The 19,159-nt window shown below is 60.3% G+C and carries 12 protein-coding genes; 11 read left to right on the forward strand and 1 reads right to left on the reverse strand.

Going from position 1 to position 19,159, the window contains the following annotated elements:
- Window positions 1–20: 20 nt before the first annotated feature.
- From ACYP2A_RS22330 to metC, 6 genes are all read left to right on the forward strand, one after another.
- A complete protein-coding gene (locus ACYP2A_RS22330; RefSeq protein WP_459748134.1) occupies window positions 21–428 on the forward strand; it encodes a hypothetical protein in 408 nt (135 codons plus the stop codon).
- Window positions 428–2,140 carry a hypothetical protein gene (locus ACYP2A_RS22335; protein WP_459748136.1) on the forward strand — a complete coding sequence of 571 codons (1,713 nt, stop codon included), beginning with the start codon at window positions 428–430 and terminating at the stop codon, window positions 2,138–2,140. The genes ACYP2A_RS22330 and ACYP2A_RS22335 overlap by 1 nt, the downstream gene beginning before the upstream one ends.
- Window positions 2,141–2,209: 69 nt before the next feature.
- On the forward strand, window positions 2,210–3,778 hold the full coding sequence (locus ACYP2A_RS22340) for a hypothetical protein (RefSeq protein ID WP_459748137.1): 1,569 nt from the start codon (window positions 2,210–2,212) through the stop codon (window positions 3,776–3,778).
- A 327-nt stretch (window positions 3,779–4,105) separates the two neighbouring features.
- Window positions 4,106–6,361: a TonB-dependent receptor gene (locus tag ACYP2A_RS22345; protein WP_459748138.1), complete on the forward strand. Its 2,256-nt coding sequence runs from the start codon at window positions 4,106–4,108 to the stop codon at window positions 6,359–6,361.
- 73 nt (window positions 6,362–6,434) lie between these two features.
- Window positions 6,435–8,903 carry a TonB-dependent receptor plug domain-containing protein gene (locus ACYP2A_RS22350; RefSeq protein WP_459748207.1) on the forward strand — a complete coding sequence of 823 codons (2,469 nt, stop codon included), beginning with the start codon at window positions 6,435–6,437 and terminating at the stop codon, window positions 8,901–8,903.
- 54 nt (window positions 8,904–8,957) lie between these two features.
- A complete protein-coding gene (gene metC / locus ACYP2A_RS22355) occupies window positions 8,958–10,121 on the forward strand; it encodes a cystathionine beta-lyase (RefSeq protein ID WP_459748139.1) in 1,164 nt (387 codons plus the stop codon).
- 84 nt (window positions 10,122–10,205) lie between these two features.
- Here the strand turns inward: metC and ACYP2A_RS22360 are convergent, their stop codons facing one another.
- On the reverse strand, window positions 10,206–11,072 hold the full coding sequence (locus tag ACYP2A_RS22360; RefSeq protein WP_459748140.1) for a phospholipase C/P1 nuclease family protein: 867 nt from the start codon (window positions 11,070–11,072) through the stop codon (window positions 10,206–10,208).
- A gap of 112 nt (window positions 11,073–11,184) precedes the next feature.
- Here ACYP2A_RS22360 and ACYP2A_RS22365 point away from each other — a divergent pair, with 112 nt between their 5' ends.
- The 5 genes from ACYP2A_RS22365 to ACYP2A_RS22385 all read left to right on the forward strand — a co-directional run bounded on the left by ACYP2A_RS22365 (window position 11,185) and on the right by ACYP2A_RS22385 (window position 18,893).
- Window positions 11,185–11,427, forward strand: a complete 243-nt coding sequence (locus tag ACYP2A_RS22365) for an exodeoxyribonuclease VII small subunit (protein WP_459748142.1) — start codon at window positions 11,185–11,187, stop codon at window positions 11,425–11,427.
- Window positions 11,424–12,311, forward strand: a complete 888-nt coding sequence (locus ACYP2A_RS22370; protein ID WP_459748144.1) for a polyprenyl synthetase family protein — start codon at window positions 11,424–11,426, stop codon at window positions 12,309–12,311. The genes ACYP2A_RS22365 and ACYP2A_RS22370 overlap by 4 nt, the downstream gene beginning before the upstream one ends.
- Before the next feature lie 149 nt (window positions 12,312–12,460).
- Complete coding sequence (dxs, locus tag ACYP2A_RS22375) at window positions 12,461–14,362, forward strand: 1-deoxy-D-xylulose-5-phosphate synthase (RefSeq protein ID WP_459748145.1); 1,902 nt, start codon at window positions 12,461–12,463, stop codon at window positions 14,360–14,362.
- Between the two features lie 360 nt (window positions 14,363–14,722).
- On the forward strand, window positions 14,723–18,109 hold the full coding sequence (locus tag ACYP2A_RS22380; protein WP_459748147.1) for a toxin VasX: 3,387 nt from the start codon (window positions 14,723–14,725) through the stop codon (window positions 18,107–18,109).
- 79 nt (window positions 18,110–18,188) lie between these two features.
- Window positions 18,189–18,893 carry a permease gene (locus ACYP2A_RS22385; protein ID WP_459748148.1) on the forward strand — a complete coding sequence of 235 codons (705 nt, stop codon included), beginning with the start codon at window positions 18,189–18,191 and terminating at the stop codon, window positions 18,891–18,893.
- Window positions 18,894–19,159 lie beyond the last annotated feature (266 nt).

The following is a 19,159-nucleotide window of genomic DNA, read 5'->3' on the forward strand; positions in this document are numbered from 1 at the left end:
CATGGCTCGGAGAAGGAACGATGAGTGTCACCAAACCGACATGGACGACGGATATTCAGCGGCTATTGACTCAGCTGTGCTGGATATACCCCTTGCCGAGGGCTGCCATAGACCTCAAACAGCCTGAGTCCGTCAGGCAGCATTGGGCCATGCTCTATCGCCACCTGGCTTGCCAGCCGGTGTCGGCATTTGTCTGCGACGGCCCCTGGCCGCGTCACAAATCCCTGGAAATCTTTCGCCGCTGGGTCAACCAGGGTTGGCGCATCGATCCACATTCGCCCTTTGATATCGCCGAGCGCATTGCGCCATTTCCAGCCTGCCACCGCGCACTCGGCATGGAGGGATCCATGCCGGTTTCTGACCGCGACTTCATCAAGGTTTCGGTTACTGCTCCCGTTGACTCACCCCTTGCTGTTGGAGACTTTTAATGAGCACGCCTTTCAAGCAATTCACCTCCCCCGCCGAACAGGCCCCAAAGGACTATCAACAATTGGGCCTGGAACAGGAGCTGGCGCAATTCAATACCGACTGGAACAACAACCTGGCAGGCTGGACCGAAGCGGCCATCACCGGCAATCCCTGGACCGGGCTGTATGACGCACCGCGCTCGGGCTACTACGACCCGTTGGTCAGCGGCTTTGGTGACACCACACAAGTGATCGACTGGACACCGTTCCCCAATCGCCTGATTGCCTACCTGACCCAGCCGGGCTCGGCTGCCAACCCACAACTGGCCGCCAAGCCGCTGACCCAGAATCAGGTCATGGCACTGGCCGATAGCGGTAAAATCGAGATCAATGGCACCACAGTCACGCTCTATAACCCTCAAGACAACGAAACACTGTTGACCCTGCCGACCATTCGCTGCCCACAGATCGACTGGAACGGTCCTTACAAAGCGTTCAGCCCTTACGGCCCACGCGGCTGGCTGGATGAGTACTGCGAATGGTCGATCACTCGCGATACCAACGGCAACATGCGCAGCATCATGTTCACCTGCGAAAACCCGGCCTATTACCTGACCATGTGGCGCATCAATCCGCAGGCCGTGCTGGGTCTGTATCGGGCCTATGTGGATGAGGCGGTACACATCGAAGACCTGTACCTGCGCTACGAGTCCGACCAGCCGACCGGCAATAAAGGCGAGCCAGTGATCGACCCCACCACTGGGTTGCCTGCCTATGACGTCACCAACAAGTGGAACTCGGGAACCGCCCGGGTGCCGGGCCAATATGGCGGCGCCCTGCACCTGACCTCCGGCCCCAATACCCTGAGTGCCGAGATCTATCTGGCGGGTGCGGCGACCATTCAGCGCTCCGATGCCAGCAGCACCAACGCACAGACGCTGATCTGCTGCGCCAAATACGGGCAGAACTACCGCAACTCGGACCCTCACATTGGCTTCATTGCCAACACCCTGGCGGCCAGCAACAACATTTCGCTGACCAACCCGGTGGGCCTGTACCTGCAACAGCCCAAGAGCTTCGCTAACTGGAAAGGCCCACAAGGGCAGGACGTCAGCCAGTACTGGAAAATTACCCGAGGCACTGCCGGGACCGGCCCGGACAATAGCGACCAGATCCTGCATGCGGTCTTCGAGGTGCCTGAGAGCGCAGGCTTCTCGATCAACGACATCACCGTCGATGGCAAGAAGATCGAGTACGTCGGGGTGATTGCCAATCAGATGAAAGTCGCGCTGTCGGCAACTGCGCTGGACGTCATTTCCCCGGCGATCCAGAACTGCGTGACCGACCGCAGCACAGGACTGCAACCGGCGCCCTCACAACTGCTGCCGCTGGACCTGTTCTACGGCCAGTCGCTCAGCGACCTGCCCGCCTCGCTGACGCCGGGCAGCAGCCATCAGTTCGTGCTGCTCGTGAGTGGCGCGCAAGCCGACACCACCGCGACCAATGCGCGGATCCAGTTCTCCAATCCGGGCGTGACCGCACAGGTCAGCGCATTTTTGAAAGATGCAGGCGCTGGCAGTCAAGGCTATGTCATGAACATCACTGTTGCGGCCGACGCAGCACCTGGCCGGGTTCAGGTACGCGCGCTCAACCCTGACGAATCCGCCAACCCAACGGATGCCGAGCATCCATGGGCCAGCGCACTGGCAGTGGTAAACGCCGCTCAAGCCTGATGGACACCGCCCGCGCAACCGGTATTGATCGAGCGTTGCGCGGGCTACCCGAATCCAAGGAGCAGGATCATGTGCTTATTGACGTTTGTTCAGAAAAGCAGCCGGATCGGCCTGCTTTCGTTACTGCTCACCGGGCTGTCGTGGGGGCTGGGGGCGCCAGCTACACACGCGGCACTCAACCCGCAAACACCCGAGCAATGTGTACAACAACTGGTGTTCGACCCTACCAACGGCAGCTTCCTGACCAGTGATTCACCGTTTCTGGCCGCCCAGAAAGGCCTCAACTGCTACGCCTGGCAGATGTTCATCGCCATGAACTGGCCGGTCAATCCGGGCTGGCCGACCAATCCGGCGCTGGCCGGCGAGCTCGATACTCACAGCCCGATCAGCCAGTTCGGCGTGCCGGACACGGCCAGTCAACCGATGAGCATCGCGCCCCTGTGGGCCAGCTACAAGGATGCCAACGATATCTTTCTGCCGGGCGCCACACCGCCTTCGGCCTGGGGCGTGCAAGCCCCGGCACCGGTCGGTTGCCAGGCCAAAGGCTCGCTGCAAACCCTGCGCGTCGGCGCACGCAAGTTTCTGACGGCCACCTCGGAAAGCGCGGTCAGCTCAAAGCACCGCTTCCATGTGTCCAGCAGCACCCCGAATACCACTCCCGACCCGACCCTGGAAGCCACCGGCGGCTGGCTGACCGATCAGTCCGGCAAACTGGTGTTCTTCGAACGCAAGGTGGGCAAGGCCGAGTTCGACTACATCGTCAGCAACTCGCTGTACGACGCCGCCGACCAGTTGCGGGTCGCGCAGAATCTGGACGGCAATAGCGCGCAAGGCCTGTCTTTGCCAGCCGGCGCACATTTTCGCACCCCGCCGGCAAAGCCAGTGCCGCAGGAAGAACTGGGCGCCTTCGAACTCAAGGCGGCCTGGCGCATTCTCACCGGCAAGCCACAACTGTACCCGCGCTACCTGACCAGCGTGACCTGGGTGCAACGCCCCGACACCGGCGAATGCACCCAGGAAGTCGTGGGGCTGGTGGGGCTGCATATCATCCACAAGACCGAGAGCATGCTCGATTTTGTCTGGACCACGTTCGAGCACGTCGACAACGTCCCCGACGCGGGCCTTGCACCGGCCGCCGGTTACACCTTCAACAACCCCAACTGCAAAGGCAGCGATTGCACGCCTAATCAGGAGCGCATCACCTGTGACGCCTCAGGCTGCACGGATAATTTCCCGCGCAGCACCCCGGTGCAGGTCACCCGCGTCAACCCGTTGACCGATTACATGAATGCCCTGAACAGCGCGGTGCAGGCCTCCATCGCCGAGCGCACCGGCGGCAAGTCGGTCTTTCAGTATTACAAGCTGATCAATGTGCTGTGGGACGGCTCGACCAGCGCTCCGATACCAGAACCGGGTGCCGGTGCGACCGTGCCACTGGTCTATGGCACGTTCAACAGCGAAGGCAGCGTGCCGGCCGCCAACACCACACTGGAGACCTACATCCAGAACGTGTCATGCGACGGCTGTCACAAGAACGCCAAAGTGGCCGGCAGTAAAACCCTGGCGTCGGATTTCTCGTTTTTGTTCGAGAGCGCAGACTCGGCCAAGAACCCCGCACTGGTCAGAAAAGCGCCCTGACGGCGCTGCCTGTCTCAAATTCAGCAGCGCTGTGCTGCTCCAGAAGCAACCTATCAGCAGCGACTGGCGATGCAGACGCAACCGGCCAGCCGGGCTTGATCGACCGCTTGTGTCCTGCAGCTTGCAAGCGCCGCAAAGCGGCGCTTGCAAAAATAAAAATATGTTTAATATCAACAGCTTGAAAATAACAAAACAGTGCATTACGCTTTTTTCACAACTGGCATAAACCCTGCTATCTCCCCGTAGAGCATCAAGCGCATCCCACTCTTAGAAGAATGCGCAGCCGCCATCACGGCGAGTCTTTCTTGCGTCTACGGGGATTTCATCATGTTGAAGATCAATCCGATCACCCAGGGTATCTGGCTGACCCTGGCCTTGAGCAGCGCCGGTACCGGTGCTGCCTGGGCCGCCGAGCCTGCCGGCACAAATGCCAACGAAGCGCCGGCCCTCAAGACCGTGACGGTCACCGCACAGCGCCGCGAAGAAACCGTGCAGGAAATTCCTGCCGCCGTGTCGGTGGTCAATGGCTCGAGCATCACCGCCGACGGCGTGCGCTCGATGGGCGATATCACCACCTTCGTACCCAACGCAGCGGCCAAGAACCCCGACGGTGACGGCCGCCCGCGCTGGTACATCCGTGGCCTGGGCACCGGCGACACCGGTGCGGCCACTGTCTACCCGGTGGGTATCTACGCCGATGACGTTTACCTGAACGCGCCCATCGCCGGCGGCGGCCCGCTGTTCGACCTTGAGCGCATCGAAATCCTGCGCGGCCCGCAGGGCACCCTGTACGGCAAGAACACCACCGCGGGTGCTGTGAATATCATCTCCAAGAAGCCCGGTTTCGATACCGACGGCTACGGCACCCTCGGTTTTGGCAGCAAGAACGAGCGCATTCTCAGCGGTGCGCTGGGTGGCGCGCTGGTGGATGAAAAACTCGCCGCCAGGGTGTCGTTGTATTCCGAAGAACGCGACGGTTTCAGCAAGAACGTCACCGCCGACCAGACTTACGGCGACGTGAATAAAAAGGCCGCTCGCGTGCAGTTTCTGGCGCAGTTGAACGAGAACCTGGACGCCCTGTGGAAGATCCACAGCCGCGAATACAAGGGCGACGGCAGCAACGGTTCGCTGCCGACCGGCAGCTATTACAACGTCGGTTACCAGCGCCCCGAAGGCCGGCGCATCGAGCTGAACGTCAAGGAAAGCTCGCGCCTGGACCACGACGGCACCTCGCTGACCCTCAACTGGCACCTGGGCGACTACACCCTGACCTCGATCACCGCCTACGACAATATCCGCAGCAAGTCGGTGAGCGACGGCGACTACACCCCCTACGAAGTCAACGGCACCTCGCGCAGCGATAACGAGTACCGCCAGTATTCGCAAGAGCTGCGCCTGGCCTCGCCGCAACAGGAACAACTGCGCTGGCTGGCCGGTGCGCACTATTTCCACGAAGACCTCGACAGTTCCGGCACCCGTAACATTGCACCGGGCACCACCCCCAACGGCACCGGCTCCAACCAGACCGGCGCCACGGTGTACCGTGACCTGAACTTCGATCACAGCACCGACAGCTATGCGCTGTTCGGTAACGTGGCGTTCGATGTGACCGACAATTTCACCGTCACCACCGGCCTGCGTTACACCCAGGAAAAGAAAGACATCGACCTGAACCTGACGCAGTTGACCCGCGCCAGCGCCGCCGGCCCGTTGATCCCGCTCGGCGCCGCCGGCAGCAACGGCAGCAGCGAACGCGACAAGACCTGGGACGCCTGGACCTACGACGTCACACCCGAATACCGCATCAACGATAACGTGCGCGTGTTCGCCCGTTATGCCCACGGCTTCCGCTCCGGTGGCTTCAACACCGGGTTGTCGACCAGCCTGGCGCAGTTGAGCACCGTCGACCCGGAAGAACTGGACGCCTACGAGTTGGGCCTGAAATCGGAATGGTTCAAGGGCCGCCTGATCGCCAACGCCAACGTCTTCTACTACGACTATTCCGATATCCAGGTGAACCTGCTGACGGTCAACAACGGCATCCTCACCACCGCGCTGACCAACGGCGCCAAGGGCACGGTCAAGGGCGCGGAACTGGAGCTGGAAGGCCAGCCGACCGAGTACCTGCACCTGCGGGCGGCGCTGTCGTACCTGGACACCGAATACACCGACTTCAAGAACGTCAACCCAAGCACCGGCGCCGTCACCGGCGACTACAGCGGCAACAGCTTCGTGCGCTCGCCCAAGTACGTGGTGTCGCTGGGCGGCGACTACACCTTCCCGCTGCAGGTCGGCGGCAAGCTGGTGGTGGGTGGCGACGTGAGTTTCCGTGACAAGGAATACTTTCTGGCCGACCGCCAGAGCAGTGTCGACAAACAGTTGAGCCAGCCGCATTACACCCTGGCCAATGCGCGCCTGACCTGGTTCAGCCCGGACGAGAAACTCAGTGTCACCGGCTTCGCCAACAACCTGACCAATCGCGAATACCAGGTACACGGCCGTCCCAACGGCGCCGCCGGGCAGAACGTGATCGTCTACGGCGATCCGCGCACCGTGGGCATCAGCGCCACCCAGCGCTTCTAAAACATAACGATGCGCTTGCGGCCGCTCGGTCGCAGGTGCCAGCCGTGTTCTCCTCAAAGGACTCATCATGAACATGCGTCTCACCCCACTGGCCGGTGCCATTGCACTGATCGCCAGCGGCCTCGCCTTGCCGGCGCAGGCTGCACAAACCCAGACACCGGCGGCCAGCGACAAGGGCGGTCAACTGGACACCGTGGTCGTGGTCGGCACCCGTCGCAGCGACATCACCGCACTGGAAAGCGCCGCTCCCGTCGACGTCTTGTCTGGCGAGCAACTGCAAACCACCGGCGCCAGCGACCTGCAGACCGCGCTTACCGCGCTGTCGCCGTCGTTCAGCTTTCCGCAATCGCCACAAGGCGCGTTTGCCGGCTCCATCGCCCAGGGCGCTTCGCTGCGTGGCCTGGCTTCCGACCAGGTGCTGGTACTGGTCAACGGCAAGCGCCGCCACAGCAGCGCCAACGTCACCCGCCAGGGCGTGGTCAACGCCCGTGGCGCGGCGGCCGTGGACCTCAGCCTGATTCCGTTAAGCGCCATCGAGCGCGTCGAGATTCTGCGTGACGGTGCAGCCGCGCAGTACGGCTCGGACGCGATTGCCGGGGTGATCAACATCGTCCTCAAGGAGCGCGACGAAGGTGGCAACATCGGTTACCGCTTTGGTGGCTACAGCAAGGGCGACGGCCTGCAACGCAAACTCAGCGGCTGGAAAGGCTTCGCCCTGCCCAACGACGGCTTCCTGACCCTGAGCTTCGATGCCGGCAGCCAGGACCCGGCCAACGACACCCGCGACGACAACCGGGTCTTTTACGCCGGCTCCCCGAACATCAACACCGCACGCGAGCAGAACAACGGCTACCGCCACTGGCGCTGGGGCTCGGGCAATGTCTCGGACCAGTACAACTTCATCGCCAACAGCGAAATCAGCCTGAGCGATTCGCTGACCGCCTACGGCTTTGCCAGCTACGGGCACAAGAACACCGACGCCGAAAGCTTCTACGATCCGCCTACCACCCTCAGCGCCAACTACGGCAGCGTGGCCCTGGCGCGCTTCCCGGATGGCCGTATTCCAATCACCCGCTATAACCTCGAAGACTATGCCGCCACCGGTGGCCTGCGTTACGAGAACGAGCAACTGGGCAAGTTCGACCTGGCGGTCAACTACGGCAACAACACCCTGGAGTCGACCGACCGCAACGCGATCAACGCCAGCTACGGCGTGGCCAGCCCGTCGAAAATCTACACCGGCCAGCGTGAGATCGACCAGACCAACGTGACCCTCGACTGGGTACGCGATTTCGACAACACGCTGCTCTACAAGCCGCTGACCGTGTCGGCAGGCCTGGCGTGGCGCAAAGAGAACTACGAGCTGACTGCGGGGCAAGCCGAAGGCTGGGCCAACGGGCCGCTGTTCAACAGTGTCGATGCGATCACCGGGCGGCGTATTCCGGGCTATTACTCGGGCATCACCCAGGTCGATGCGGCCTCGCTGGAGCGCAAGGTGTTCGGTGGCTATGTCGATGTCGAAGCGCAGGTCACCGAGAAATTCCAGGCTGGTGTTGCGGTGCGCTCCGAGCACTATTCGGACTTTGGCGACACCACCAACGGCAAGCTGTCGCTGCGCTACGATTTCACCCCGCAGATCGCCGCACGGGCCACTGCCAGCACCGGCTATCGCGCGCCATCGCTGGTGCAAAGCGGCCTGTCGTCGTTCAGCGTGCAGGCGGTCGAGCAACCGGCCGGCAGCGGCAACTGGGTCGAAGTGCAGCAACGCCTGCTGCGCGCCGACAGCGCCGAAGCGCGCCTGCTGGGCGGCGCGGCACTCAAGCCTGAAGAGTCGACCAGTTTCTCGCTGGGCCTGGTCTGGCGACCGCTGGAAAACGCCTCGGTCACCCTCGATGCCTACCGCATCGAAATCGACAACCGCATCACCCTGTCGGATCAACTGACCAGCGCGGTGGTTGCGCCGATCTTCGCCGGCACCCAGTACAGCAATATCCAGAGCGCGGCGTTTTACACCAACGTGGCCGACACCCGCACCAACGGTATCGAGCTGACCGGTAACTACCGTCTGGACCTCAACGCATTCGGCGGCCTCAACCTGAGCGCCGGCTTCAGCCAGAACGACACCAAAATCACCGGCCTGCACGATGTCGGCAGCATCCAGGGCTCACAGATCGTCGGCCGCAACACCCAAGGCTTGATCGAGGAAGGCACGCCGGAGAACAAGTTCACCCTCGGCGCCAACTGGAACTACGGCAACTGGGGCGTGAACGTGGCGCAGCGTCGTTACGGTGAGTGGAAGAACCGCAACGCGACCAATCCGGCGCTGGACCAGACCTTCAGCGCGCAGTGGGTCACCGATCTGGATGTGTCGTACAGCTTTGCCAAGGGCGTGAAGCTCACCGTGGGCGCGATCAACCTGTTCGACAGCCACCCGGACAAGCTTGAAGGCGCGCAGTTGTATGGCGTACCCAAGTACAGCATCACCTCGCCGGAAGGGGCTCAGGGCGCGTTTTACTACACGAGCGTGAGTTACGATTTCTGACGGCGTTCACAACGGGCTAACATGGCGCCACCTCTCTCTGCTGTGGAGCCTGCCATGCCCCCTTCCAACGATCCCCGCGCTGCCACCGCGCTCACCCAACGTGGGCGCAGCGCGGCCAGCGGGCCGGGGTTGTCGGTCAACCCGCCGGTGGTACGTATCAGCACCGTGCTGTTCGACAGCCTGGCCAGCCTGCGCGATGCCGAAGCGCAACGGGCGCAAAGCGAACGCTCGCTGACCTACGCCGCCAACGGCAACCCCACCGCCTTTGCCCTTGAAGACCTGCTCAATGAACTCGAAGGTGCTCACGGCACCTGCCTGTACCCCACCGGCCTGAATGCGGTGGGCCAGGTGTTCCAGGCGTTTCTGCGTCCCGGCCAGCATGTGCTGATCACCGACGCGGTGTACGCGCCGGTAAGGCGTCTGGCGCGCACGCTGCTGACGGCGTTCAATATCGAATTCGATTACTACGCCGCCGATGGCAGCAATATCGAAGCGCTGATCAAACCCAACACCCGCATGATCTACGCCGAAGTACCCGGCTCGCAGACTTTCGCCATGTGCGACCTGCCCGCCTTGGCAAAAATCTGCAAGGCCCGCGACCTGCTGCTGGCGGTGGATAACTCCTGGGGCTCGGGCGTGTTGTTCAAGCCGCTGGAACTGGGTGCCGACATTTCCTTGATGGCCCTGACCAAATACGTGGCCGGGCATTCGGACGTGATGATGGGCAGCGTCAGCACCACCGAGGCGCATTTCAGCACCCTGAAAACCATGCAGATAGCGATGGGCAGCACCGTCAGCCCCGACGATGCGTATCTGGTATTGCGCGGTGCCCGCAGCCTGACTGCGCGTCTGGCGATGCACGAACAGCACGCGTTGCGCATCGCGCAATGGCTACAGGCCCAGCCGCAAGTGGCCAAGGTCATGCACCCGGCGCTGCCCGAGCATCCGGGGCATGACCTCTGGAAACGTGATTTTCATGGCTGTAATGGTTTGCTCAGTTTTGAATTTGCAAGCGACGCACCGGGCACCACCGACCGCTTTGTCAGCGCCTTGCAGTTGTTCGGCATTGGTTATTCGTGGGGCGGGTATGAGAGTCTGGTAAGCGAGGTGGGCGTGTTTACCGGTGGGCGGGCGAAACAGGTGCTGCGCTTGCAGATCGGGCTGGAAAATCCGGATGACCTGCTCGCCGATCTGCAGGCGGGGTTTAAAGCGCTGTAACGCGTCTAACGGCTGCACCAGAACTCGTAGGAGCTGCTTCAGCAGCGAAGAACGGTGTCGCCTGCTTCCCGGCTAAAGCCGGTCCTACGGGTTGAGGCGTCTGGCGATGTAGGCCAGTACGCGCACGGAGTCCAGCAGGGTTTGCCGGTATTGATGCTCGAAAAACGCCTCAAGCTCGGCTTCGCTTTTGCAGCCAGGCTTGAGCGGGCCGCGGGCGAAGCGGCAAGGGCCGTATTCGCCCCAGCCCTTGGCCGCCTCTTCCGGATCACGGGCGGGCCAGACCCAGTAGTTTTGCCATGCATTTTCGCGCGTTTCAGTGCCGGACGGTCTTTGCCCGATAGCATGCAGGGTCGACTCGGCGGCGTTGTTAAGCAGCGTGTGCAAATAAGCGGGATCGGTCGTCGTTTCAGCGCTCAACTGCTGACACTCTGCCAGGCTCAGGCTGAAGGTGGGCAGGCTTTCGCTGCGTTTGAAACTGTCGAAGGGATCGGCACTGCCCGCCACATGAAAGATCGGCACCACATGGGCCGGCACGCTCATGTCCTGGATGTAGTGCAGGACCCGGCCGGCTTGCTCATACACCTCGGTAATGTCGGGTCGCTCTTGCTTGAGCCGTTGCTCCAGCGCGTCGACGCGAATGGCGAAGATCCGGTCTATGCTGCGGTCGATGAACCCAAGCGGTTGCAGCTTGCCGTCACGGTTGTAGAAGTGCCAATGGGTGAGCCGCTGCCAGCCGGTCAGCGCGCTGGTGTCCTCGGCATCGGTACCGGCGGCCAGGGCCGTGCCGGCCTCGGGAAGCAGGCTGGCGCAACTGCTCCAGGCTTCGACCGCCTGCCGGGTATAGGCGCGGTGCAGATCAGGGTCGAAGGCCTGTGCGGTTTGCATGAGCATAAACAGCAGGCACGCCACGCCAGCCTTGGGGATAAAACGGTTTGGCGAACCTTCAGACATGCAGGCAACCTCCTTGGCAAGGCGTGCACTATTACACTAATAACCGGGCATTTGCCCCGATGACGCGGCTCTGCTAGTGTCGCCCGGTTCAATCTCTACCGGAAATGCCCTCATGGCCCGCAAGAAAGCTGCACTGGATTTCGAACAGTCACTCGCCGACCTGCAAACGCTGGTAGAGCGTCTGGAAAACGGTGAGTTGTCACTGGAAGACTCGCTGACGGCCTTTGAGCAAGGTGTACGCCTGACCCGCGACTGCCAGAGCGCCCTGGCTCAGGCCGAGCAGAAGGTCCAGGTGCTGCTTGAGCGCGATGGCGAACTGGCCGAAGTGCCTTTCGAAGGGGACCTGCCCGAGTGATTGCGACCTATCAGGCTCTTTGCCAACGCCGCGTCGACACGGCACTGGAACCCTTGTTTGCAGCCCCTGCCCCTGAGCTCGACCGCGTGTATGCGGCCATGCGCTACAGCGTGATGAACGGTGGCAAGCGGGTCCGCCCACTACTGGCCTATGCCGCTTGCGAAGCGTTGGGCGGCGTGGCCGAGGACGCCAACAGCGCAGCCTGCGCGGTGGAGTTGATTCACGCCTACTCGCTGGTCCACGACGATTTGCCGGCCATGGACGACGACGATCTGCGCCGTGGCCAGCCGACCACGCACAAGGCCTTCGACGAAGCCTGTGCGATTCTTGCAGGTGACGGCCTGCAAAGCCTGGCGTTCACGGCCCTGACTGACCCACGCCTGAACACTCGCGATGCCGAAACCCGCTTGCTGATGGTCCAGACCCTGGCGCATGCCGCAGGACCTGCCGGTATGGTCGGCGGCCAGGCCATCGACCTGGGTTCGGTGGGCCTCAAGCTGGATCAGGCAGCACTGGAAAACATGCACCGGCACAAAACCGGCGCACTGATCGAAGCCAGCGTGCGCCTCGGCGCACTGGCCAGCGGCCGTAGCAACGCAGCGCAACTGGAAGCCTTGCAGGTTTACGCCCGCGCCGTCGGCCTGGCGTTTCAGGTGCAGGACGACATTCTTGACGTCGAAAGCGATACCGCGACCCTGGGCAAGCGCCAGGGCGCCGACATTGCCCGCGACAAACCGACGTATCCGGCGCTGCTCGGGCTGGAAGCGGCCAAGGCCTATGCCCTGCAATTGCGCGATCAGGCCCTTGAAGCGCTGCGGCCATTCGACGCAGCCGCCGAGCCTTTGCGGCTGCTGGCACGCTACATCGTCGAGCGGCGCAACTGAATTAACACCATATGTCGCGATGCGGCGAATCATTACAGATTTGCCGCGTCGAAGCTTTCAGACCTGATACTTCACCTCGACGCACTTCATGGGCAGCCTGCAACGCATAGGGTAAACTGCCGCGTCCTCTACCTATAACGATCCGCCTGATGCCCAAGACGTTCAAAGAGATCCCCCGCGAGCGCCCCGTCACGTCGTTGCTCGATCGTGCCGATACACCCGACGCATTGCGCCGTCTGGGTGAAGCCGAGCTGGAAACCCTGGCCGATGAACTGCGCCTTGAACTGCTTTACAGCGTAGGCCAGACCGGCGGCCACTTCGGCGCAGGCCTGGGCGTCATCGAGCTGACCATCGCCCTGCATTACGTGTTCGACACCCCCGATGACCGTCTGGTCTGGGATGTCGGCCATCAGGCCTATCCGCACAAGATCCTCACCGGTCGCCGCCAGCGCATGCTCAGCCTGCGCCAGAAGGACGGCATCGCCGCCTTTCCGCGCCGTAGCGAGAGCGAGTACGACACCTTTGGCGTCGGCCACTCCAGCACCTCGATCAGCGCAGCGCTGGGCATGGCACTTGCCGCTCGCCAGCAAGGTATCGAGCGCAAGTCCATCGCCGTGATCGGCGACGGCGCACTGACCGCCGGCATGGCTTTCGAGGCGCTGAACCACGCGCCGGAAGTCAACGCCGATATGCTGGTGATCCTCAACGACAACGACATGTCGATCTCGCGCAATGTCGGTGGCCTGTCCAACTACCTGGCCAAGATTCTCTCCAGCCGCACCTACACCAGCATGCGCGAAGGCAGCAAGAAAGTGCTGTCACGCCTGCCCGGCGCCTGGGAAATTGCCCGGCGCACCGAGGAATATGCCAAGGGCATGCTGGTGCCCGGCACGCTGTTCGAAGAACTGGGCTGGAACTACATCGGTCCTATCGACGGCCACGACCTGCCGACCCTGATCGCGACCCTGCGCAACATGCGCGACCTCAAGGGTCCGCAGTTTCTGCATGTGGTGACCAAGAAAGGCAAAGGCTTCGCACCCGCCGAAGTCGACCCGATCGGTTACCACGCGATCACCAAGCTCGACCCGCTCGATGCGCCTGCGGTGGCTCCGAAAAAAGTCGCCGGACCCAAGTATTCCGGTGTATTCGGCCAGTGGATCTGCGACATGGCCGCCCAGGATTCGCGGCTGATCGGCATCACCCCGGCCATGAAGGAAGGCTCGGACCTGGTGGCGTTCAGCGAGCGCTTCCCGTCGCGCTATTTCGACGTGGCCATCGCCGAGCAGCATGCGGTGACCCTGGCCGCCGGCATGGCTTGCGAGGGCAGCAAGCCGGTGGTCGCGATCTATTCGACCTTCCTGCAACGCGGCTACGATCAACTGGTGCATGACGTTGCGGTGCAAAACCTCGACGTACTGTTTGCCATCGACCGCGCAGGCCTGGTCGGCGAAGACGGCCCGACCCACGCGGGCAGCTTCGATTTGTCTTACCTGCGCTGCATCCCCGGCATGCTGATCATGACGCCGAGCGATGAAAACGAACTGCGCAAAATGCTCAGCACCGGCTACCTGCACACCGGCCCCGCAGCCGTACGCTACCCACGCGGCAACGGCCCGAATGCAACCATCGAGGCCAGCCTTGAGCCGATCGAGATCGGCAAGGGCGTGGTGCGTCGCAAAGGTCAGGGCGTGGCCATTCTGGTATTCGGCGTGCAATTGACCGAGGCCCTGCAAGTCGGCGAAACACTGAATGCCACGGTGATCGACATGCGCTTTGTAAAACCGCTGGACGAAGAGCTGGTGCGTGAGGCAGCGGCCGGTCACGAGCTGCTGGTCACACTCGAGGAGAACTCGATCATGGGCGGTGCGGGCTCAGCCGTCAGCGAGTTTCTGGCCCAGGCCAATATCCTCAAGTCGGTCCTGCATCTGGGGCTGCCAGACGTCTATGTCGAACATGCCAAGCCGGCGCAGATGCTGGCCGAATGCGGGCTGGATGTGGCGGGGATTGAGGCGGCGATTCGGGAGCGGCTGGTGTTGATCGGCCAATCCTGAGGCTGATCGGTTAGAAGCAAAAAGCCCCGACTCGCAAGAGCCGGGGCTTTTTTTCGCCTTGATGCGCAAAAGATTGCATGCCTTGCTGTGGATAACCCTGTGGACTCTATCCTCTAGTCCAGACCCCACAAGGCTTTCAAGCGAGTGCGCAACAGCTTGCATACCCCTGCAATTTGTTGCGCGCTTTTGCCTTGAAAATCGCTCAAAAAACGATCAATTTTCCCAAATAAAAAACTAGCCCATTGATTAATAAAGGAAATTAACTAAAGGCACGGTTCTTGTTATGTCCAGACTCATTGTCTGGCGAGGGTGTCTGTCTCCAAGCCTGTCGTGGCAGACATCATTACAAGGAGATCGTCCATGGCCGATAAACTCGGAACAGCGCGGCAGCGCTGCGCGACAGCATTCGACAAGACCCCGGCCACCGGCACCAGCCTGTGTCCGTTCAAGGGACCCAATATCGCCATCGTGCCGATGCGCTATGCCCTGGATCGCTCGCGCTACGACCCCAGCCCTGCGGTCTTGAAGCCGCTGCTTGAATCCGGCAACTGGGCGCGCCTGCCAGAGCTGAAAAGCCGCCGTTATACCTTGCGTCAGCTGTACGACGGCTATGTCTACGTCTTCGACGAAACCGCCGGCACCTTGCATGAATATGCTTTCAGTGCCACGGATGCCGGCCTGCGGCGCATCGTCTGGACCGAAGCGCACCTGCGTCAGGACCAGCGTTCAAATGCAGAGGCAGGCGACGCACTGCCCTACCTGCTTTATCCGCGTAACCACACCCTGCACATTGCCTGCTCGCCACTGCAATGGACCTGGCGAATCTGCGAACACCTGCGCTCCCATAGCGGTAGCCGGGCACTGCGGATGAAACGTCTGGATCTCGCCAGCTACTGCATCACCATGAGGGAACCAGGCACCCTGCCACTGAGCGAAATTGCCAAGGCTGTGGCCGATATCGACCATGACCGGGTGAAGGAAGACCAGCGCTTTTACGACTCAGCCATCTCCAGCACCAAACCGCCGTTCAATCCGCCATCGGGCAAAGCCGCCTGGGTGCCTCTGGGCGCCGATGTCTACTGGCTGGGCAGCGTGCCGGACAAGGACAGTGCCCTGCTGATCGCCCTGGATGACCCGCTGGCCATCCTCAATGACCTGGGCATGCAGCTGGCGGGGGATCGGGCGGCGTATCAGACCTGGCAAGACAAGCACGAACACCGCTTTCAGATGGCCACGGTGGTGACGCATTTGTGTGGCATGCCCGATATGCCTGAAAACAGCCTGCCGGTTTCAGTGCGCGGCGATCCAGTCAGGACCCAGGCGTATCTGCTGGAACTGGAGGCGTACCTGGAGCAGTACGAGCTCGAAGAACGCATCCAGAGCGAGAATGCCACGGTTGCTCCTGAAACCCTTTTCATGTCGCGGGCCAGGAGCGATGAAATGCGCCACGCCCTTTCCGAGCGCTATTGCGTGGCGCCCTCGGCACAAGATATCGAATCATGGATGCAGCGCAGTAAATGGCGCCGTGAGGCCGATCTTCAGGGTGCCCGTATCCACCTGCAGCAACAGCAACCGATGCACAAACACCTGCTGCAACAGATCACGGACACCCTTGCCGACTTCGAGTGCTGGGCCGAGCACATGGGTAACGATCCCGAGGCGCTGTTCATCGATACCGCCAACCCCGATTCCCTGTATTACCTGATGTCCGCGCTGGAACAACTGCTGGCTCTTTATCCGCAGGATTTGCATGGCAGCGACTGGCTGCTCAAGCAGGAAAGCACCAACGCCAGTCTGTTCGGCAACGTGCGCTATGGCTTCTCTGCAGGTCTGAAAGAAGCCCTGGAACAGCAAGCCGGCACGTTGCTCGACGGCCTCAACGACATGACCAACCTGGGTACTCGTATAGGCGAGTTAAATGCCGTGCTCAACCATCCTGGGTTTGCCGACGCGCCGTGGATGAAAGCGCTGAAACAGCCGGTGCAGGACAGCTTCAAGGCGCTGCGAACGCTGGCCAGCGGCGCTGCCAGGCAGACCACTGAAGGCTTGCTCATGGCATTTGTGCCTGTGGACAGCCGCCTGGCCACAGGCAAGCAGCAGAACCTGCTGGCATTGGTGCGTAATTTTCTGATCGGCCTGGTTTTGAGCAACTCACCGGGAAAGCCCGAAGTCGACGCGGGTATCGCCCGCAAGGTCCAGCAGTGGGTCGACAAATGGAACGAGCTGGACCGGCAGCTCAAGCACCTGAAACATAAATGGGCTCATCCACAACAGCCCCATGTTCGGCGCAGCCGTACGCGTGAGCTACAAAATCTCAACGCGAACCTGCGTGCTCATGAGGCCAGCCGGCCTTCATTGCTGGACTACCAGAACAACCAGTATGCCCGCCTGTTGCAAGAGGATATCCGCGCGTTTATCCAGTCCGGCAAACACACGCTTAAAGACTGGCAAAAGCACATAAAAGCCTGGAGCAAACACCTGGGTATTCATGGCTCCAGCATCGGCTGGGGCGTGATCATTCTCAACTTTATCAACGCGGCGTTTATGTGGCGGGATGTCAGACGCGATGGAACCCTGACGCCCAAGGACTTGGCCAAGGTGGCGTATAGCGCGGCGTGGAGCATGAACCTGTTGATGGCGTTGTATGTCGAGGCGCCGTGGTCGGTGGTGAAAGGTGCAAAGTCGGTGATGATCGACGATCACGAAGTCGGCATCCTTGATCGTTCGGCCCGGTATTGGAAAGGACGGGGTAATCCGGTGTGGGCTGATGCGGTTCGAAACTTTCGGGCACGATTGTTCGGGACCGGACTGTTCGCGGTTGCGGCTGCCGGGTTGGAGTACTGGGATCTTAAAGATGATCAAAAGAAGGCTAAAACGGAAGAAGAGAAACTATTTACCGGTGTGAAAATATTTTCTGTAGTGCTCATGGGATTAGGTGGTGCAGCACAAATACTAGCGCTTTTCAATACAGCACTTACCGCGTGGGTGATGGGCCCCTGGTTTGCTGTCACCCTGTTGATATCGGGCGGCATCTACCTTTTCATGACAGTACTCATCAACTATCAAAAGCAAGACAGTATTGGCTCATGGTTAAGAAAATGCTGCTGGTCTCACACATCAAAATATCGCCTCCCCGACACACTGGAAGGTCAACTTGAAGAAAAACGGGCTTTTCTGGAAATAAAGCTTAGCCCTGAGGTACTGGTCAAAAGCACAACGCACCTTATACAAAAACATATCGGCAAGGGCGAGTACAGAACAGTCAACGAGAACAACGGAGCCTGGGTACAGATCCGCTTCCCCAACAGACTGCGGGATCAATTCATATGTTTCGATGCAATTATCAGCAAAAGAGCTTATCTCTTGCTGGGCGCAGAGAAGATGGAGTACCCAATAAAGGAAGACTTCCTTGAACGAGGAACCTATAAAAACCCAGAAAAATGGGGAGACATCAATAATCAAAAGCCAGCGCCTCAACACATCATCTCTTTCGGAACAGCGCTGGACGAAGAGGACGATGTTATCTGGCAAACCTGGGTGCCTGTAAAGCCGAACGCCGACTTTCTGGAATTACAGATCTGGTATCCCGTCAGCGTCCTGCAAGCTGCCCCACAGGACATTGGCTACCTCTATCGAATTGCGCTGAACGACGAGGGTAGCAGTGCGATCAGTGGCGCAGAGGACACCGAATTACAAGTCAGAAACGAGACCCGCGAGGGTGCCTGGGAGATTTACCTGATCACCTGAGCGGCAAAAGAAACTTAAAACCTCTCAGCCCGAAGAGGGCGGGGAGGAACAAACCACGATATTAAAATCGGGCAAAATCATGAACACTGACAACTCAGTTAAAGAACAAGCCTTCGATAAAGAAGCTCCAAAACTAATGACTTGGTCAATCAAGACCCTTCCCCACTCTCCTCGCGAAAGAAGAATTGACACAGTGGCTTCTTTTGCCGTACCAGGAATAGTGTTGGCATATGCACTCTGGTTAGCCGACCTTGGAACCATCGATAGTTACGGCTTCCCCGCCTTTATCACGATCGGTATGCTTTTAGCCTCCTTGGGAATACTGGCCATGGTCCGTCAAAAAACTCTCTTCAACTACCGGGTTTACCCTGACCGTATAGAAAGCGATGAATGCCTCTATTACCCTGACTACACCGAAGACCTATTCAAGGGCATCGTCATCATTTTAATCCTGGCGATGATTTTCCTGGGCATCTTTACCGGCTCGTTGTTACTGGCCATCTTCGCTCCGGTGTTCATTCTATTGGGCACGGGCGGGGCCTTGATGTCGTGGCAGCGGCCACTGCCCAAGCACCGTCCAGGCCTGCCTTGGGATAAATTCAACTTCGTCACGGTTGATCGTAAATACCACATCATCGTCCAGCACTGCACAGACGTAACGCTGGGTTTCGAAGTCCGTTTTCCCGACAACGCTCTGCTCGAGCAGTACCTGGCGTTTTTGCGCACCGTGCTACGGCCAACGGTGGAGTACACCGAAAAGGTATGGCCGGGGAGTTACCAGTAACCCTTCAAACCGCTAACGGCAACAGCGGCAGAATGCGGTACAGCATCAGCCTCGCCTGCATTTCCACTCAAGAGCCAACTCCCCATAAAAATATTTAAAAGAACGAAAACATGAGCACTGACACTTCAGTTATAGAAAAAGCCTCCGACAAAGAGGCCCTAAAACTAATGACCTGGTCGCTCAAGGCAATTATCCACCCTCCCCGCGACAGAAAATTTGCCATACTATTTTCTTTTGGCGCGCCCGGAATAGTCTTGGCCGGTATA

It is taken from the genome of Pseudomonas sp. 3A(2025) (genome assembly GCF_054589175.1).